Here is a 19214-nt window from a genome sequence, read left to right on the forward strand (position 1 = left end):
TTTATTATCACTAATTTTAACTAGGCAGCGTTGATCTAGATACCTTTTTAATGTGATATCCATCAAGTTACTGATTACTGATGTACAATATGGCTTATAAAATAGCGTTATCACCGCTGGCAATACACATTAATTCTGACTCAGCAGGCCTTATATGCACATTGATCTCACCTTATCAGACATCGTCGCCCGTAAACATTTTTTCTCTGTGCCGTTAGACTATCAACAAAGTCCAAGTAAACAGATTACGGTTTTCGCACGGGAAATTGTCAGTGTCGAAAACCAACATAAAAAACTACCCTATTTAGTATTTTTTCAAGGTGGACCAGGTTTTGGTGCAGTAAGACCTGTGAGCAATAGTGGCTGGATAAAACGCGCGCTAACTGAATATAGAGTGTTATTACTCGACCAACGAGGCACCGGACTATCAAGCCCGGTTAATGCCACCAGCTTAAGTTACATGAGTTCAACAGACCAAGCAGACTACCTAAGCTTTTTCCGTGCAGACAATATTGTTCGAGATGCAGAGTATATTCGCGCAAAATTATCGCCAGATGAACCTTGGAGTATTTTAGGCCAAAGTTTTGGTGGATTTTGTGTATTGCATTATTTATCTGCTGCACCAGAAGGCCTCAAAGAGGCATACATTACCGGTGGTATTCCTTCAGTAGACCGCCCTGCCGAAGAGGTTTACCAAGCCACTTATCAACGTGTCATCGCTAAAAACAATGACTTTTTCAAACGCTTTAGTGATGCACGCACCTTAGTCGATGACTTAGCCAAATACCTTTACGAAAACAAAGTCTACTTAGCAACTGGCGAGCAACTCACAGTTGAAATGTTGCAGTTGCTAGGCATTAATATCGGTATGGAACAAGGCCCAGAAGCGGTTTACTATCTGCTTGAGCAAGCGTTAATTGAAACACCGCATGGTATCGACGTTAATCCACTGTTTCTACATCAGTTCAGTCAATTTCTCGACTACAACACCAACCCTATTTTTGCATTAATGCATGAGTCTATTTATTGTCAGCAACAAGCATCAGCTTGGGCGGCACACAGAATACGAGCACAATACAGCCAATTTAACTATCGCCCTGACAAACCATTATTGTTCACTGGCGAAATGGTCTATCCGTGGATGTTTGCCCAATTTGAACAACTCATTCCACTGCAACAAGCCGCTGAGCTTATCGCAGCGAAAAAAGACTGGCCTGCGTTATATGACCTAGAAAAACTGGCTAATAATAAAGTCCCGGTTGCAGCCGCAATATACAGCGAAGATATGTATGTCGAAATGCAATACAGTTTAGAAACCACAAAAAAAGTGGCGAACCTTAAGTATTGGCTCACATCAGAATATGAGCACAATGGCATTCGTATGGACGGCGAACGCGTACTCGATAAATTGATAAGCCTCAATCGCGGCCACTGTTTACGCTAGTGACTCAATACTCGTAAATGTGTTCAGCTTTTGGCTTCAATAACATAAAAAAAGGGGCATAAGATTACTCTTATCCCCCTTTTTTTTAACATCAGCCGCGTAAATAGCGACTCGTTAATTATAAAACCTGTAACACTTGATCAATGTTTAAACGAGATTTTGGTAACTTGGCGTTGTAGTCTTCATCTGAATGATGATAACCAAATGCTAATGCAACTTCACACACATAACCGTCCAGCTCTTTAGCAAATATTTGACCTAGCATTTCACTATCAACACCTTCCATTGGCGTAGAGTCGATACCAAGGCGTGCTAGCGTATGCATAGTGTTACCTAATGCTAAATAGGTTTGTGACTTAGTCCAAGCCGCATTGTTACCCGCTTCATCAGTGTTTAAATCAACAAATGCGTATCCACCAAATGCACTTTCGCGATCTTCAGGCTTAGTACGGCCATCAATAATGCCTTGATCAACCACTTTGGCATAGTCTTCGCGGGTATACTTAGGGTTATATGCAAACAATATAGTATGTGAAGCCGTTTTAGCATGCGGTTGATTAAACTGAAACTTATTAGCATAAGAGTCATGTAAACGTTGCTTGGCTTCGTCACTTTCAATCACGATAAATTTCCATGGTTGAGAGTTAATTGATGATGGCGATAACACCATAGCGTCATAAATCACGGCTAAATCTTCTTTAGGCACGCGTTTAGTCGCATCATAGCGTTTGGCAGTGTAACGTTTTTCTAAATCAGCAATAATGGCATTGGTCATGTGATATCTCGATTTTAACAATGAGTAAAAGGACTGGCAGTTAACGACATTGATTAATGCAGGTGATTAATATTATCGATTAACTAACCTTGCTAGTCACAACCATTGGTCGTAAATAACATCTAAAATTCAAACTAAACACAAAAAAATAAAACAATAATTAACAATAAACACAATTGGTTAACAACGTGATTTACTCAACAATCTGTTTACCCTGTTATGGTGCTTAAAAACAATTTTTCAAGGTTTATAGCGCACTAAATTTATAGCCAACTGAACGGGCTTATCGCCATTTAATAGAGCAACCCATGCTGGCAGTTTGCTGTTTAGGCCCTTTGCCTATTGCAGCAATCATTTGCATGGCTTGTAGTAGTTCAGGTTCTCTGTTCGGCGCATCTTGCAAACGCGCATCATCTAAGCGGCCACGATATTGCAATTCACCGAGATAATTAAAACCAAAAAAGTCAGGAGTGCACACAGCGCCATATTGCTTAGCCACTTGCTGATCTTCGTCCACTAAATAAGCAAATTCAAAACCATGTTGCTCAGCAAAACTCAGCATATTTTGTGGCGAGTCAGCCTCAACATCATGATAATCATTAGACATGACCGCTAACACATTGATGCCTTCAGCCATTAATTGCTTTGTATCCACAGCTAAACGCGTCGCAATGGCTTTAACATAAGGACAATGATTACAAATAAACATAATCAATAAGCCCTTTTCACCTAAGTGCTCACTCATGGTAAAAGCATTACCATTGGCATCTTTCAAGGTGAAATCAGGGGCTTTCCAGCCATAATCGCAAATGGGTGTATCAAGTAGCATCAGTTTCCTTAAGCGTGTCGCTGTATGTCTATAGCCCTATTACAGCTCAATTCACTCAATATTCAAGGCTATCTGCATTAATGTGGTTATGATATACAAAAGTTTAATCGCCATATACAGCATAATAATTGAAACATTATCAATTATTATTAGAAAATAAACTCACAAACAAAAATAGCCAACCTAAGTTAGCTATTTAGAAACTCTTTTAACACGACGGTATTACCCCTGAGAAACCACCGCCCGATAACCATCTTGGTTTTCATCTTTCACAAATTCAATATAGTGCTGAATACTGTCTAGGCTATCTTCTTGATAATGCGAGACATACAACAATTGACTTAAGTGTTCTTTGGCAATGAGTTCAAGCGCATTTTTAATCAGTCGGCGCCCCAAATAATCCAAACCTTGATAAGGCTCATCGAGGATCAATAAGGTGGGTTGTTTGACAATGGCGCGAGCGATGAGTAATAAACGTTGCTGGCCATATTCTAATTGTCGAAAAGCAGTTTTACTTAAATGGCCCATGTGTAAAATGGCCAACCATTCTGTAGCGACAGATATTTGCTGTGCCGTCGGTTTTTGGTACAAACCAATAGAATCATAAAAACCAGAAACAATCACATCCAGTGCGCTACAGTTAACCCGATATTGCAGATGTAATGCCGAAGACACCATACCGATGTGTTTTTTAATTTCCCAAATACTTTCGCCAGAACCTCTTTTGTTACCAAAAATATCAATGTCATTACTGTAACATTGTGGATGGTCGCCAAAAATAAGCCCCAGTAAAGTACTTTTACCGCAACCATTTGGCCCTTTTACTTGCCAATGCACGCCATTATCAATACGCCAGTTCACGCCCGAAAAAATCACTTTATCGCTGTAAGCCACTCGCCCACTGTTTAACTGAAAAACTGGGTTAGCAAATAATGGCTTGTGTCTGTGACGACGAATAAGTGCCAGTATATCATCACTTTGTTGACCCGCTTGCGCCGTTAACTGGGCAATAACAGGATGGTTATCCCACTGTGATTTGGTCATCATAGTGTCTAATTTACCATGACTGAACATAGCAACATGTTCAATCCAATCTGGCATATCTTCTTCACGCGACACCACGACCAGTATCTGTTTGGTTTGAGATAATTGTTGTAAAAATTCTGTGAGAGTCTGTCTGTGTGCAACATCAAGACCTGCATAAGGTTCGTCGAGCACTAGAAAAGGCACTTGAGTTGCTACTGCACGAGCAAGCATTACTCTGCGGCCTTCACCGGTAGACAATTGAGCAAAAGGACTTAAGCTTAAATGCGTTAAATCTAATTGCTGCAGCAATTGATGGGTTAAGTCATTGTCATGGCATTGATTAAAAACAACCCCAAACACGGACGCTTTAGGATCGGTATATCCCAGTGATTCGCTGTCATCTTGCTCTAAAATAGCTTCAAGCAGTGATTGTTGCTCAAGCAATGACACTAATGCCACACTTGCTGGCGTGACACCGATAATATCGCCACTGTACGTTAAGGTTTGCGCATCAACTTGCTGAGTTAATAACTGGCCAAGCAATGCACCTACATCACCTTCGGTGCTAAATATCCCCCAAGATTGTTGAGGCTCAATAACCCAATCATTAATGTCGACAGTGACACTCGATGAACTGCACTGCAACTGCGTAAATCTGATTTCCATCTTGTCACTTATCCTTGTATTTAAAGCGATTCATCACTTGAGTGTCTCATAAGATACTAAAAAAAATCGACAAAAAAGCAGAACATTTTATGTTCTGCTTTTGGATGTCACTCAATTGAATCGCCAACTTACATAAAACTAGCCGATAACGGTCATTTCATTCAACGTAAATTCATCAACTGCATCTTGAGTTGCAGCCACAAAATCGGCTAAATGCTGATTTTCCATATGCACACGCCATAATTCACGGGTCTGCCAAGTCTCATAAAACATAAAGTGGGCAGAGTTTTCATTGTCTCGGTGTAATTCATAGCTAATACACCCTTGTTCAGCGCGTGTAACGTCAATCAGCTTCAGTAACTCAGTTTTCACCAATTCAATTTTGTCCGCTTTGGCTTTAATATTGGCTACAATCGTTAAATGTGACATGTTGATTCCTGTTCGATAATATAAGTGTTCGATAATATAAGTATTTAACATTACTCAATAATATAATTTAAGGTCTTAATTAAAACCCTTCTAACACAATTTTACCAATCGCACGGCCAGCTTCTAACGCCTCATGTGCAGCACGAAGATTTGCAGCATTTATTGCGCCCATGTGCTGGCCTAACGTAGTTTGAATAAAACCTTGGTCGACAAGATCCGCTACTCGGTTAAGTAAACGTCCCTGCTCATCCATATCGACTGCATTAAACATCGAACGAGCAAACATAAACTCCCAATGTAATGACAAACTCTTTAGCTTTAATTTAGTCACATCAAGCGCAACTGGATCGTCAATCATCGCAATCTTACCAAGCGGTGCTAATAACTCTGTGTAACTGTCAAAATAACTATCGGTGCTGTTTAGACTCGCAACATGAGTAACAGGGCCAATGTTTAATGCCGCTATTTGCGCAACAAGCGGTTTAGTGTGGTCGACAACATAGTCCGCACCCAATTTCTTAACCCACTCACTTGAGCTGGCACGTGATGCGGTACCAATAATGGTTGCACCCGTAATGGCTTTAGCCAATTGTACAAATATAGAACCCACACCACCCGCTGCGCCAACAACCAAAATCACTTCGTTTGATTTCTCTACAGCGCCAGGGCTTTGCTGCTTAATCGATAAATGTTCAAACAACAATTCCCATGCTGTTATCGCCGTTAAAGGTAGTGCAGCAGCTTCTGCATTCGATAAACTCTTAGGCTTCATGCCCACTAAGCGTTCATCAACTAACTGATATTCAGCGTTGCTTCCTGTGCGAGTAATATCACCAGCATAGTACACCACATCACCAGGTTTAAATTGACTTGCCTTGTCACCTGTTGCAATGACTTCGCCAACCGCGTCCCAACCAATCACTTTAACTTCACCATCCGCAGGTGGCATGTTTAAGCGCACTTTATAATCGGCAGGGTTAACTGCAATGGCACTCACTTTAATCAATAAATCACGACCTGTTGCAATTGGTTGATCCAATGTCACATCGATTAATGATTCTGGGTTCGAAATTTCAAGAGACTGTTTATATCCAATAGCTTTCATAAGGTTGTTCCTGTGATATATAAAATAAGGTTGCTCAAACTTGATGAAGCTATATTAGCGCTTGTTTTATCTTTCACAAACAGCATAATGATTGAAACATTATCAATTAAAAATGGATAATCATGTTATTAGAAGACCTTTATGTGGTGCTTAAAGTCGCAGAGTTTCGCAGCATCACTGCCGCAGCAACCAATTTAGACATGCGCACCGCCACCGCAAGTGCAGCATTAAAAAGGGTTGAAGCCAGTTTAGGCGTTGAACTTTTTATTCGCACCACCCGGCAACTTCGCTTATCTAGTGCGGGGGAGAAATACATCCCACAATGTGAACAAGCGATGTTAATGCTAGAGCAAGCCAAGCAGAACATGAAAGGTGAGCTAGACATTGTTGACGGCGATTTACGTTTAGCCATGTCGTCAGACCTTGGGCGTAATATTGTCATTCCATGGATTGATGACTTTATGGATACTTATCCAAAGGTCAGTATTCGCGCCAATATCAATGACAGTAATCTCGATTTTTACCGCGACTCCGTCGATTTAGCCTTGCGCTATGGTTCGCCAAATGACGCTAATCTTTACGGGTTTAAAATCTGTAATGTCCCCAGATTATTGTGTGCATCTACAGCTTACCTAGCAAAACATGGTATGCCAAAACACCCACAAGACCTCGCCTCACATAACGGACTGTTATATCAACTCAATGACATTACTTACGATGTATGGGAGTTTTATCGCGGCGATGAGTTATTAAAAATCAAAATGAAAGGCAACCGAATCTCAAATGACGGTGAATTAGTGCATCGCTGGTGTGTATCAGGCAAAGGCATTGGGCTTAAGTCTTGCCTTGATATATCAAGTGACTTACTTAACGGTAACGTCGTGCATGTATTACCAGAATACCAAACAAAGCCAACAGAACTGTGGCTCATATTTCCCAGCAGGCAATCGATTACCCCCGCAGCCCGATTACTACGTGACACCTTAAAAGATAAAACTCGCAATATATTGTTGCAGCTAATCGATAAAGGGATCTTAGATAAAAGCGTGTTAGATTGATAAGACTAACGATGACATCTTATTCATCATTATTCCGATAATCTTATTCAATTCTGGCCTACGGCATTAACGTTTTAACGTTCGCTAACTCCTGCGTTGAAGAAGCAAAAGATTATCGCGTCACGACGTGCCAGATGACATAAAACCAAGATAAAAAACCATGAAAAATCGCCCATAAAACAGACTTGTTTACACTCCATGAAATAGCGATAGACAACGCTGTTCCAAAGGTTATTCCATATTTCGCTATTTCATTCCTTGAATCTTTCATTAATCCTATTCCTTGTTTTATTTTATTCCGTATAAAATCATAATTCAATTTGATAGTGATAATACACGGAACTGCGGCAAGTCAGTGTCTAAGCCTGCCTGCGAGCAAAATAATATTTTTGTTATGTTGTTATACGCCAACATAACCCTAAAAACCGATTAATTCAAAAAAGTACTTTTTCTAAAGCGTTGAACTCTTTTTCACACACTCACTTTTTTCACACTCACATTCTTTTTCACAATCAAATTCTTCGCAACCTTCATACCCCATTGCTTTTGTATGGGTGATACCTGAAGCGCCAAAATACAAGTAGCGGCTGCCATAAATTAAGCCTAATGTGTCGCTTTATCACCCCAAATCTCATTTAATCTTTTGTCTCTGCCGCAGTTCCAGCGGTAGGCATTGTATCTAATAGGGTTATTTTTATAGTAATCCTGATGATAACTTTCATCGCCTTTTATAGGATAAAATGTAGACGCATTCAAAATCGGCGTGACCACTTTGCTATTGGGATACAGCTTTTCTACTTTGCTTTTAGACTGTTGTGCAATTTGCCGTTCGGTGTCGTTTGCCACAAAAATGGCACTTAAATAGCTAGAACCTTTATCGCAAAACTGTCCGCTTGCATCAAAAGGGTCAATGTTGACCCAGTAATGTTCTAACAGATCTGCATAGCTCACTTTGCTAGGGTCGTATGTTATTTCAACCGCTTCAAAATGCCCTCGATGGTTACCGTTATAGATAGGGTCTTTGATGTTTCCGCCAGTAAACCCAGAGATCACATCGGTTACGCCATCAAGTTTCTCAAAATCTGACTCCATACACCAAAAACATCCGCCAGCTAAAATGGTTTTATCTGCGGTGGCGTTCGATGCATAAGACAATAAACTTGCTGCAAATATCGTTAACACTAGTGTGCTTTTCATAACACTCTCCTTTATTTTCCTAGATTATTAGTATGTTTGTCTCTAAATATCTACTATATGAACTTAATGGTTTAAAAGTTCACAATGACATTTACAAAGTTCCTAATTGTGAGTTTACACAACTATATTCCCGAAATACCTAGGCTGTAATGCAAATAACCCTTGCCAATTTAGCTTTTCGCTTTAGCCTTCTTTTTATACGATTTCTTAAAACTGCGTTTTGGTGCACTACTGGTAACACCTTGTAATGCTGATGGTAACTGGCTCGATGCTTGAGTGATTAGGCCATCTAACTGGCTCAACAATGGCTGCATAAAGGCATCGTACTTTAAACGTTTTTGGCTGATAGCATCGAGGCTGTTTTCCCATAAGGCGGTCATGTCGGGTGTGGTTGCTGATTCGGGTAAACTGCGGATTAAGCCAACACCGACGGGCGTTGCCAATATTGATTTTCCTTGGCGAACTAAATAACCGCGCTTAAACAGCAATTCAATAATTCCTGCACGAGTGGCCTCTGTACCTAAGCCATCGGTTTCTTTAAGGATTTTTTTAATTTCACTGTTTGTTACGTAACGGCTAATGCCCGTCATCGCGCCTAATAAAGTGGCGTCGGTAAAATGCTTCGGTGCTTGAGTCATTTTCTGTAGTAATTCACCACGCTGACAATGCAATATTTGCCCTTTAACCAGTGGCGGTAACGACAGTACCGCATCATCATTGTCGTCATCGCTGCTAGTTGAATTAGAACTAGCTTGATTTACTGTGGCAGTCCGCTTAAATAATTGCTTCCAACCTAAAGTTTTATCCTGACGTGCTTTAGTGGTAAATAATCCACCGGCAATGGTCACTTCAACTGCGGTTTCTGCATAGATATAAGCGGGATAGAACTGGGCTAAATATTGCCTTGCCACGTGTTGATATAACTTGGCTTCATTGCTTGATAATGTCGATAAGTTAGCCACCTTTTCAGTTGGCACTATCGCATGGTGAGCATCTACCTTACTGTCGTCCCACGCTTTAGATTTAAGTTTGCTATTAGGAGACTCACAACCTTCAATTAAGCCTGAAGCGCCTTTGAGCACGGCATCCAATACTTTTGGTGCCAAAGCATGCTGCTCTTTAGGTAAATAGCGACTGTCTGAGCGCGGATAAGTAATCAATTTGTGGCGCTCATACAAACTTTGGCAAGTATCCAGTACCTCTTTTGCCGATAACCCAAAACGTTTAGCAGCATCTATTTGCAGAGCCGATAAGCTGTAAGGTAATGGTGGGTTTTGGCGCTTATCTTTAGCTTCAATTTTAGTGACTTCCGCAGGTTTATCATTGATACGGGCAACGACATTTTCGGCTAAACCTTTAGCTAACACTCGGCCGTCTTCATCCATATATGGTTGACATGCTTCGCTAGGTTGCCATTTTGCGGTGAATGCTTGTTGTTGGTCTGTCAATAAATGGGCTAATACTTCGTAAAATGCTTTAGGGGTAAAATCAGCGATTTCATCATCGCGGCGTACCACTAACCCGAGTAACGGTGTTTGTACTCGACCAACCGACAACACACCTTGATAGCCGACTTTTCGTCCTTGGATAGTGTAAGCGCGAGTCATGTTCATGCCATATAACCAATCAGCGCGGCTTCGTGCTAATGCCGAGGTCGATAACGGCACAAACTCACGATTTTTGCGTAACTGCCCTAGCGCGCGTTTTACGGCTTGTGGGTTTAAATCACTAATTAATAAGCGCTGAACTTGATTGAGTTTGTCTCCTTTCACACCCAAATAAGAAATCACTTCATCGACCAGCAACTGCCCTTCTCGGTCTGGATCGCCAGCATTAATTATCGATGACGCGTGCTTAACCAGTTTACGTAACACCGTAAGTTGACTGCGTGTTTTAGGTTTTGGCTGTAGTTTCCACGTTTGTGGCACGATGGGAAGATGTTCGAGTTTCCATGACTTAAATGCATCGTCATAGGCGTCCGGTTCTGCTTGTTCGAGCAAATGGCCAATACACCATGACACGCAATCACCATTAGCAGCAGTGATAAAGCCATCACCTTTTTTATGTGGTTTTGGCAGAACATCGGCAATAGCACGACCTAAACTGGGTTTTTCAGCAATATATAAAATCATAATCCACTGTTGGGTCGCTAGCGTTCAAAAGATGAACCGCGCCACTTAACTGTATAAATTTACAGTATAGATTAGCGTTAAATACGCCAAGCTGCAAATATGAAATAATTAACCACTTTGTCACTTAAATCATTACAATGCGCAGGTTCACTTCCAAACTTGATAAATAGATGAAACTCGGCCACCGCTTAGCACATATCAACATGATGATCCCCAATAGTTACACTCATATTTGGGATTGCTGTTGCGACCATGGATTACTCGGCGCCGCGTTGCTAGACAGACATGCAGCCATGATCCATTTCGTCGACATTGTGCCAGCATTGATGCAGCAGTTAACCGCCAAGCTCGAATGTTTTTACCCACCGCAAAATCCACCAAAATGGCAAGTACACTGTAGTGATGTGTCAGCAATACCTTTGGATCAAGATGAGCATACGCCCTTGGTGATTATTGCCGGAGTGGGTGGAGATTTGATGATCGAGTTCGTTAACTCACTTTGCCAACAATATTCTGATCGCAGTATCGATTTTTTATTGTGTCCAGTTCACCATCAATATGAGTTACGCCAACAACTTATCAAACTTGATTGTGAATTAATTGATGAAAAACTGATTGAACAAAACCGTCGTTTTTATGAAATTATCTACGTAACGCGTAGCAATTCATCATCACAAATAAATAGCGATAGTACTACGGCTAAAATTAGCGCTGTAGGCACTAAATTTTGGCAATGTAACAATGACCAAGAGCGCGATATTGCTAAGCGATATTTAAACAAAGTGCTGACCCACTACCAAAAAATAAACCTGTCGAACCCACAAAAAGCCTCACAAACGTTGCAAGATTATTTGGCGATTAAAGCACTTATATAGCATCTACAACGGACATTCTCCGACGAGTGCGCTACACCACTTTAAAAGCTGGATCCCGGCTCAAAAGCGTTACCGCAATATTGCTCGATGATCGTATTTGAAAGCGTCCCCTTAAGCCTGATGCACTTGTGATCGATGTTTGTCGTTTTTGATCGCTTGATCTCTATATCTATCGCTTGTTACCGCTTGTTATCAATCTTTATCGCTCTTATAGCGTCTAGCAGCGAAGCGACCTAGCCTCTAGGCATTTGCGCAGTATTCGCTTGCCATCGCTTGTTATCTATCTTTATCGCCCTTATAGCCTCTAGTTGCGAAGCGACCTAGTATCTAGGCATTTTCGCAGCATTCGCTTGTCATCGCTTGATATCAATCTTTATCACTCTTATAGCCTCTAGCCGCGAAGCGACCTAGCATCTAGGCATTTTCGCAGCATTCACTTGATATCGATCTTTACCGCCCTTATAGCCTCTAGCCGCGAAGCGTTCTAGCATCTAGGCTTTAAAATAAAAAAACCAGCATTTTCATGCTGGTTTTTATCACTCACAAACAGTGGTTAACTTATGGATGACACTCGTTGTGCATTTCTAAGTTAGTGCCAATGTCTTTTGAGCGATTGGCTTTGGCATCATCGTTACGTAACTGCGTTAAATGATCCAAGTAAGCTTGGTCAACGTCGTTGGTAATATAATGACCGTCGAACACTGATGTTTCGAAACGCTTAATCTCTGGATTTTCCATTCTTACCGCTTCAATTAAGTCGCTTAAGTCTTGGAAAATAATGCCATCGGCACCAATGATTTTGGCAATTTCGTCTGCATCACGGCCATGAGCAATAAGCTCATTAGACGTTGGCATATCAATACCATACACATTCGGGAAACGGATTTCCGGTGCTGCTGATGCAAAGTATACTTTCTTTGCTCCAGCTTCACGCGCCATTTCAATGATCTGTTCAGACGTAGTACCACGTACAATCGAGTCATCAACCAATAATACGTTTTTACCTTTAAATTCGGTATTAATCGCATTCAGTTTACGACGTACTGATTTTTTACGCTCTAACTGCCCAGGCATAATAAACGTACGACCAATATAACGATTTTTCACAAAACCTTGGCGGTACGGTAAATCCATGCAACGTGCAATTTCTAATGCGATATCGCACGAAGTCTCAGGAATAGGAATAACAACATCAATGTCGTGATCTTCCCATTCTTTCTTAATTTTTTCGCCTAATTTAGCGCCCATGTTTACACGGCTTGCATAAACAGACACTTTATCAATGCTCGAATCGGGACGTGCAAAATACACGAATTCGAAAATACATGGGGCATAGCTTGGGTCTGCTGCACATTGACGGGTAAATAACTGGCCATCAAGAGAAATATAAACAGCTTCACCAGGTGCTACGTCACGCATCACTTCAAAACCAACAGCGTCTAAAGCAACACTTTCTGAAGCAACCATATACTCGGTACCCGTTGCGGTTTCGTGTTTACCCAATACCAAAGGACGAATACCAAATGGGTCACGAAATGCCACTAAACCTTGGCCAATAATCATCGCAACTACCGCATAAGCACCACGCGTTTGCGCATGTACTTTAGCAACTGCGTCAAACACTTCGTCGGCACTTAAAGTTAAACTGCGCGTTTCTTGTAATTCATCGGCTAACAGATTTAACAAGATTTCAGAATCTGAGGTAGTGTTAACATGACGACGCTTTGTGACTAGGCTAGCAGCCAGTTCAATCGTATTAGTCAAGTTACCGTTATGCGCTAACGAAATACCAAATGGCGAGTTAACATAAAACGGTTGTGCCTCTGATGCACTCGAGCTGCCAGCGGTAGGATAACGAACATGTCCAATACCGGCATTGCCTTGTAAACGCTGCATATGTTTAGGTTCAAACACATCTTTGACTAAGCCGTTTGCTTTGCGTAAACGAAACGCATTCATGTCAACCGTCACAATACCTGCTGCGTCTTGACCACGATGTTGGAGCACAGTCAGCGCATCATAAATGGTCTGATTAACTGTTGATTTTCCTACTATTCCGACGATACCACACATGGGTAAGGTTCCTCACTGTAAGGTGTTTTTATGTTTATATTTTGGGTACAAAGCTTGAGGTATTTTCAAGGTAGTTAAAAAACCACTGAATAACCACGCCAAATTCAGGTACAAGAACAGAGTCCTGCCACCATTTGGTGTCAGGGAATGCCGTAAAAGCATCCATAAAAAACAGTAATGCACTAACGATTAACGCGCCACGTATGGCACCAAAACACAGGCCTAAAACACGGTCTGTGCCCGATAATCCGGTTTTAGCCACTAACTGGCCTAATAAATAATTAACGAGTGCCCCTAGGATCAGGGTAATGATAAAAAGAATGGCAATCGCCACACCGTTTCTGACTAACTCGTCCTGCATTTGGGTTAAATGAGCAGCAAGATCAAGATAAAACTGGCTAGCGATAAAGAAAGCGGCAAACCAAACCACAAGAGACATGGCTTCTTTGGCGAATCCGCGGATCAAACTAATAATAGTTGATAACCCGATGACAATAATTATTGCGTAATCAATCCAAACCATGGAGATGGTGATCCGGTATAGGGTTCAAGACGGCGGGATTCTAACAGAGACAGAGATGTTTCTCACCTCTGATTGCACAAATTATTCTTGCGTGATTAAGAACAATCAAATTGTAAATATTAATCACGCACGCAAAACACCGTCTGAAGAGGTTATTGTTCCTGTGGATTATAGGCTACGATTTTGCCTTTTAATCCGGTTAATTTGAATATAGGTTGCTGACGAGCTTTAAGTTTTTCTTCTGATACTTCAGGGCCTACAAACACTCTGGTTAGTTTCCCTTCTACGGGAACTTTAGGTAGTGTATAAGCGTTAAACCCTGCTTTACGCAGTTGTGCTATCAATGCTTTTACATTGGTAATATTGTTAAAGCCGCCTAACTGCAATGTAAACCCAGCTGTCATGGGTGATTTCACTTTATTAGCAACCTGGGTTTCAGGCTTTTTAACTGCTGTTGTAATTTTAGCTGGAGCAGGAGTCGGCTGCTTAACAGCTTGTGTCGATTCTTTTTTCGGTTCAGCTTCCCCTAATGCAACGATATCATTACTGAGATCTTGTGGCTCAGCAATCGTTAACACTTGGAATTCTTCCGCTGGTTCAGCGTTATTGTCAGAATTGACTTTATTTGAAGCACTTGACTGAGCTGGACGTAAAGGAATTTCAGTAAACTCCTCAACCACCTGCGTTTTTTTACCGTCTAACAAATCGGGTAAAAAAATCACACCTAAGGCCACTAATACGATGGTACCCACCAAACGATTTTGAAATTGACGATTCAAAGCTAATTCCCTTTTTTAACCAAATGACGTTAATGATGGCTTGCACGACCGACGTCTGACATAAATAGTGTTTATAAAGATTTAAAGCCAGCTACAGTATAAAAAGAACCGAAGACAATAACCACATCATCTGCATTGACTGTAGCTTGTATAGCTTGCCATGCGCTAGCGATGTCAGCAAACTCACTAACATGCTCACGGCTACCGTCATTGGGCAATGCTTGACGCAATGTTTGTGCTGATGCGCCTCGTGGATTATCTAAACTCACCAAGTTCCAATGGCTAATTTGCTCGGCTAATGTCGCCAATACTGACTTAATGTCTTTATCTTTAAGCATGCCACACAAGGCTACAATACGACGGCCTTGGTAAGCCTGTAACTGTTGCGCTAAATATCTGGCGGCATGTGGATTATGCGCAACATCTAATAATACTAATGGTTGCTGACTCACCTGCTCTAGTCGCCCAGCGAGTTGAGCTTGTTGTAATCCTTGGTTTATGTGCTGTTGGCTTATTTGCGGCCAAATATGGCTTAGCAGCGCAACAACACTAGCAGCGTTAGCTAGCGGTAACCTTGGCACAGTTAAACCTGTATATGACTGCCGTGCAGATTCAAAGTGCCACAATGCTGGTTGAGTCTGATCTTTATGGTAATTAAACTCATGCCCAACACGATAAAGGGTTGTATGGAGTTGATTCGCATATTCAGTGATGCTCAACGGTAAGTCTGGCTCACCGATAATAGCGACACAATCGGGGCGAAACACACCAGCTTTCTCTCTGCCAACCAGTTCGCGGGTATCGCCTAAATATTCTTGATGATCAAGATCGATTGAGGTCAAAATAGTGGCTATGGAATCAATAATATTGGTTGCATCCAACCGTCCACCTAAACCCACTTCAAGGATGATCACATCGACTTTAGCAGCTTTAAACAAATATAAACCAGCTAAGGTAGCATATTCAAAAAAGGTTAATGAAATATCACCTCGCGCCGCCTCTATGGCACAAAAAGCTTCGATAAGAGCGTCATCACTAGCGTCTTGTTGATTTATTTGCACCCGTTCATTGTAATGCAGCAAATGAGGCGAGCTATACACGCCGACAGACAAACCAGCCTGACGTAAAATCGAAGCCAACATGGCGCAGGTTGTGCCTTTGCCATTGGTGCCAGCTACGGTAATCACTTTAGCTGGCGCCAAATCAAGCACACTCAATCGCTCGGCAACAGCGCTGACTCGAGTTAAACCCATGTCAATTTCGCTAGGATGAATTGCCAACAAATAATCCAGCCATTGAGCTAAACTTGACTGTTGATTGGGCACAGTTATTTCAGACACGATTGACATAATTCAATACCATTTAACTTATTCAAACCTTACTCGGCCTGCGAATACAGAACATTCGTTTTACATTTCAATAAAGATAACTTAGCTAACTTAAATTACATAGATAGCTTAAAGGGCTTAATCGAGCATAAACAATGGACCCAAAGCTAACTTAGGTAATTGATAATGTTCAGGATAAGTCACATCGACCAAATACAATCCGTTCGGTTTAGCGGTAGGTGCCGCTAGCTTACGATTTTTCAGGGCAAACAATTCTGTTATCCACTCTATAGGTTGATTACCTAAGCCGATTTGCAGTAATGAACCGACAATATTGCGCACCATATGATGTAAAAATGCATTAGCTTGAATATCGACCATCACATACATGCCTTGGCGAGTTACATTGACTTGATGCACGTTTCGAAACGGTGTTTTAGATTGACAATGCAAGGCTCTAAAACTGGTAAAATCGTGTTCGCCAACAAAAAGCTGTGCCGCTTTATGCATCAAGGTTTCATCAATATCACCGTGATAATGGCTTACACCTGCACTTAAAATACCAGGGCGCAGTTTATGATTATAAATCACATAGCGATAACGTCTGGCTGTAGCACTGTAACGAGCATGAAAACTGTCATCGACTTCTTTTGCCCAGCGTATAGCCACACTGTCAGGTAAATTAGCATTAACGCCCTGTGTCCACGCCGTCATTGGACGTTGAACATCTGTGTCAAAATGAACCACCTGCCCGGTACCGTGCACACCAGTATCTGTTCTTCCGGCACACGATACGGTTATAGGTTCATTAGCCACATAACTTAACGCTTTCTCAATCTGGGCTTGCACTGAATCGACCTCGAGTTGGCGCTGCCACCCACAAAAACTACTACCATCATATTCAATACCTAACGCGACCCGCATGCCTATATCCTCTACTCAATAATGGCGCGCAGTTTATCACAAAAAAACGGCGCATGTATCTGCGCCGTTTGCTTTTATGTGGTCAACATAAGCCTATGTTTTTGCCTATTCAGCCTCAATTGCTCGCGTTAATTAATACTTTTCAGTAAATTTTTGGCTTCTAATTGTTGACGTTCATTACCGTCCATTTGCACTTCTTTTAATAACGCTCGGGCACTGTCTTGATCTTCAATTTCAATATACGCCCTCGCTAAATCAAGTTTCGCATTAACGGAGTTTTCTTCATCATCAACATCGATCATGTTCGGGTTACCGATTAACGAATTCACAGAGCCCATATCAACATTGACGTCTTTATACTGGTCGGTTTTATCGTCATCTTCATCAGCATCGTTCAACAGTTTATCAATGTCGATATAACCGTTTTCACGCTCAAAACGCATTAAGTCATCGTCACTGGCTTTATATTCTGTTGATTGGCTTCGTTCTTTTTGATCTAGTGCTGCTAATGCTTCATCAACCGTTAAGTTGTCATCGCTAAGGATATACTCATCTTCAGAGGTAAAGTCATCATCGTTGTCATCATCTTTGAGTGACTGTGAAAATGCCGCCAGTAGATCATCATCACTCACATCTGCTTCATCGACTTCTCTCTCGTCAGCAGCAGACTCGGCAGCTTTAAGTAAATCGCTTTCCCAATCTAAAAGTTCAGGTTTAGGTTTGCTTGATTTAAGGTCATTAAAGAAACCTGAATCTTTATTGGCTTTATTTTGCGCTGTAGATGAAGTTTTATCATCATCGTCCATTTGCGCTAATAATGCATCCAAGCCATCATCGGCATCAGTTTCTGATGTAGGCGTGGCTACAGGATTTGGTGCAGCTGCAGTTTCTTGATCGGACTCAACATCATTATTGCTCGTTGATGCTAACGCGGCTTCAAGTTCAGCATCTAACCAGCTGTTATCTTCGTCATCGCTGTTTGCAGCTTTATCAGCATCGGTTTCAGGCTCAATAAACGGGGTCGTTTCAATATCTGCGACATCATCTGTGTTGACTAAATCGGTATCATTAAGGTATTCATCAAACTCATCAAACAATGCATTATCGTCGATACTTTCATTATCAGATTGAGTGCCGTCAATTTGAGTGCTGTCAGAGTCAATATTTTCAGTCTCGCCAATCAACGGAGCGTCGTCTTTTATATCGTCTTTAAAGCTTGCCAATAAGGTATTAATGTCATCATCGAGTGACTCATCATCAGATGTAGATTCTTCGCTAGACGTATCATCATCTAATTCAGCTGCAATCTGTGCTTGGACTGCCGCTTTTTCCTGAACATCAGCATCTGACTCAACCACCGGCTCGTTAAGACTCGCTAATAATGCATCGATGTCATCGTCACTGGTTTCATTATCATCAATAGAGTCAGCGACATCTTCATCATCGCTTAACTCAGCTGCAATTTGCGCCGCTAAATCATCACTATCGGAAGGTGGTTGTTCACCTGTAGATAATTCATCACTTTCTTCGTCAAATACTGATTCAATAACAGGCTCATTCAAGCTAGACAACAATGCATCAATGTCATCGTCACTAGACTCTACGTCTGGGATATCTTCGTTAGCATCATCATCTTGTAACTCAACGGCAATTAACGCGGTAATATCATCATCGTTATCAACTGAATCACTGTTTAGTGGCTGAGGTTCAGTATCCCCATCATCTTCTGAACTATCTTGTTCGTTCTCATCCTTGGTCACAGACAAGCCAGCTAGGAGTTCATCTATATCGTCGTCCGTTGCAGTAGGAGCATCAACATCAGTTTGTTCTGAATCAGATTTTGATAATAATGAATCAAGAACATCTTCCGCGTTTGTTTCAGCTGATTTTATCGGATCTTCAGCGGCAACATCGTCCGATTCAGCAGGCATATCAAACTCAGCCAACAATGCATCAATATCGTCATCCGCCTTTGTTTCTGCTGATTTTACTGATTCTTCAACAGCAACATCGTCCGATTCAGCTGGCATATCAAACTCAGCCAACAATGC

At 41.4% G+C, this 19214-nt stretch carries 16 protein-coding genes; 3 read left to right on the forward strand and 13 right to left on the reverse strand.

The features are described from left to right. Positions 1–154 precede the first annotated feature (154 nt). Positions 155–1444 carry an alpha/beta fold hydrolase gene (locus H5181_RS09265; protein WP_182750861.1) on the forward strand — a complete coding sequence of 430 codons (1290 nt, stop codon included), beginning with the start codon at positions 155–157 and terminating at the stop codon, positions 1442–1444. Between the two features lie 118 nt (positions 1445–1562). Here H5181_RS09265 and H5181_RS09270 read toward each other — a convergent pair whose 3' ends face one another. The 5 genes from H5181_RS09270 to H5181_RS09290 form a co-directional block, all read right to left on the reverse strand. Continuing rightward, positions 1563–2219 (reverse strand): nitroreductase family protein, encoded by a 657-nt coding sequence (locus H5181_RS09270; protein WP_011636882.1) that lies wholly within the window; start codon positions 2217–2219, stop codon positions 1563–1565. Between the two features lie 283 nt (positions 2220–2502). Beyond that, a complete protein-coding gene (locus tag H5181_RS09275; RefSeq protein WP_123884059.1) occupies positions 2503–3048 on the reverse strand; it encodes a thioredoxin family protein in 546 nt (181 codons plus the stop codon). A gap of 222 nt (positions 3049–3270) precedes the next feature. After that, positions 3271–4740 (reverse strand): ATP-binding cassette domain-containing protein, encoded by a 1470-nt coding sequence (locus H5181_RS09280; protein WP_182750862.1) that lies wholly within the window; start codon positions 4738–4740, stop codon positions 3271–3273. A 138-nt stretch (positions 4741–4878) separates the two neighbouring features. After that, the gene (locus tag H5181_RS09285) at positions 4879–5169 is read right to left on the reverse strand and encodes a putative quinol monooxygenase (RefSeq protein ID WP_182750863.1); all 291 of its coding nucleotides are present in this window, start codon (positions 5167–5169) and stop codon (positions 4879–4881) included. A gap of 79 nt (positions 5170–5248) precedes the next feature. Then, a complete protein-coding gene (locus H5181_RS09290; protein WP_182750864.1) occupies positions 5249–6274 on the reverse strand; it encodes a zinc-binding alcohol dehydrogenase family protein in 1026 nt (341 codons plus the stop codon). A 122-nt stretch (positions 6275–6396) separates the two neighbouring features. On the opposite strand from H5181_RS09290, the gene H5181_RS09295 reads away from it, so the two are divergent. Continuing rightward, on the forward strand, positions 6397–7332 hold the full coding sequence (locus tag H5181_RS09295) for a LysR family transcriptional regulator (protein WP_059747420.1): 936 nt from the start codon (positions 6397–6399) through the stop codon (positions 7330–7332). A gap of 603 nt (positions 7333–7935) precedes the next feature. Here H5181_RS09295 and msrA read toward each other — a convergent pair. Beyond that, positions 7936–8529, reverse strand: coding sequence for a peptide-methionine (S)-S-oxide reductase MsrA (gene msrA / locus H5181_RS09300; RefSeq protein ID WP_182750865.1), 594 nt, complete (start codon positions 8527–8529; stop codon positions 7936–7938). A 170-nt stretch (positions 8530–8699) separates the two neighbouring features. After that, positions 8700–10661: a DNA topoisomerase III gene (locus tag H5181_RS09305; RefSeq protein WP_182750866.1), complete on the reverse strand. Its 1962-nt coding sequence runs from the start codon at positions 10659–10661 to the stop codon at positions 8700–8702. A gap of 170 nt (positions 10662–10831) precedes the next feature. On the opposite strand from H5181_RS09305, the gene H5181_RS09310 reads away from it, so the two are divergent. Beyond that, positions 10832–11536: a tRNA (adenine(22)-N(1))-methyltransferase TrmK gene (locus H5181_RS09310; protein ID WP_011636873.1), complete on the forward strand. Its 705-nt coding sequence runs from the start codon at positions 10832–10834 to the stop codon at positions 11534–11536. Between the two features lie 558 nt (positions 11537–12094). Here H5181_RS09310 and purF read toward each other — a convergent pair. The 6 genes from purF to H5181_RS09340 all read right to left on the reverse strand — a co-directional run. Continuing rightward, entirely contained in the window at positions 12095–13609 is a 1515-nt protein-coding gene (gene purF, locus H5181_RS09315) for an amidophosphoribosyltransferase (protein WP_011636872.1), read from the reverse strand. A gap of 34 nt (positions 13610–13643) precedes the next feature. After that, the gene (locus H5181_RS09320; RefSeq protein ID WP_011636871.1) at positions 13644–14132 is read right to left on the reverse strand and encodes a CvpA family protein; all 489 of its coding nucleotides are present in this window, start codon (positions 14130–14132) and stop codon (positions 13644–13646) included. A 152-nt stretch (positions 14133–14284) separates the two neighbouring features. After that, complete coding sequence (locus H5181_RS09325; protein ID WP_123884064.1) at positions 14285–14911, reverse strand: SPOR domain-containing protein; 627 nt, start codon at positions 14909–14911, stop codon at positions 14285–14287. A 71-nt stretch (positions 14912–14982) separates the two neighbouring features. Then, entirely contained in the window at positions 14983–16260 is a 1278-nt protein-coding gene (gene folC / locus H5181_RS09330; RefSeq protein ID WP_182750867.1) for a bifunctional tetrahydrofolate synthase/dihydrofolate synthase, read from the reverse strand. 117 nt (positions 16261–16377) lie between these two features. Then, a complete protein-coding gene (gene truA, locus H5181_RS09335; RefSeq protein ID WP_011636868.1) occupies positions 16378–17163 on the reverse strand; it encodes a tRNA pseudouridine(38-40) synthase TruA in 786 nt (261 codons plus the stop codon). A gap of 128 nt (positions 17164–17291) precedes the next feature. Continuing rightward, the coding region (locus H5181_RS09340) for a FimV/HubP family polar landmark protein (RefSeq protein WP_310734275.1) at positions 17292–19214 on the reverse strand (1923 nt) is incomplete at its 5' end.

The sequence above is a fragment of the Shewanella sp. SG44-2 genome (assembly GCF_014164215.1).
GTDB classification, from domain to species: Bacteria; Pseudomonadota; Gammaproteobacteria; order Enterobacterales; family Shewanellaceae; genus Shewanella; species Shewanella frigidimarina.

Coding starts and splice junctions, on each gene's coding strand:
- H5181_RS09265 (WP_182750861.1), top strand. CDS start 155: ATGCACATTGATCTCACCTTATCAGACATCGTCGCCCGTAAACATTTT.
- H5181_RS09270 (WP_011636882.1), bottom strand. CDS start 2,219: ATGACCAATGCCATTATTGCTGATTTAGAAAAACGTTACACTGCCAAA.
- H5181_RS09275 (WP_123884059.1), bottom strand. CDS start 3,048: ATGCTACTTGATACACCCATTTGCGATTATGGCTGGAAAGCCCCTGAT.
- H5181_RS09280 (WP_182750862.1), bottom strand. CDS start 4,740: ATGGAAATCAGATTTACGCAGTTGCAGTGCAGTTCATCGAGTGTCACT.
- H5181_RS09285 (WP_182750863.1), bottom strand. CDS start 5,169: ATGTCACATTTAACGATTGTAGCCAATATTAAAGCCAAAGCGGACAAA.
- H5181_RS09290 (WP_182750864.1), bottom strand. CDS start 6,274: ATGAAAGCTATTGGATATAAACAGTCTCTTGAAATTTCGAACCCAGAA.
- H5181_RS09295 (WP_059747420.1), top strand. CDS start 6,397: ATGTTATTAGAAGACCTTTATGTGGTGCTTAAAGTCGCAGAGTTTCGC.
- msrA (WP_182750865.1), bottom strand. CDS start 8,529: ATGAAAAGCACACTAGTGTTAACGATATTTGCAGCAAGTTTATTGTCT.
- H5181_RS09305 (WP_182750866.1), bottom strand. CDS start 10,661: ATGATTTTATATATTGCTGAAAAACCCAGTTTAGGTCGTGCTATTGCC.
- H5181_RS09310 (WP_011636873.1), top strand. CDS start 10,832: ATGAAACTCGGCCACCGCTTAGCACATATCAACATGATGATCCCCAAT.
- purF (WP_011636872.1), bottom strand. CDS start 13,609: ATGTGTGGTATCGTCGGAATAGTAGGAAAATCAACAGTTAATCAGACC.
- H5181_RS09320 (WP_011636871.1), bottom strand. CDS start 14,132: ATGGTTTGGATTGATTACGCAATAATTATTGTCATCGGGTTATCAACT.
- folC (WP_182750867.1), bottom strand. CDS start 16,260: ATGTCAATCGTGTCTGAAATAACTGTGCCCAATCAACAGTCAAGTTTA.
- truA (WP_011636868.1), bottom strand. CDS start 17,163: ATGCGGGTCGCGTTAGGTATTGAATATGATGGTAGTAGTTTTTGTGGG.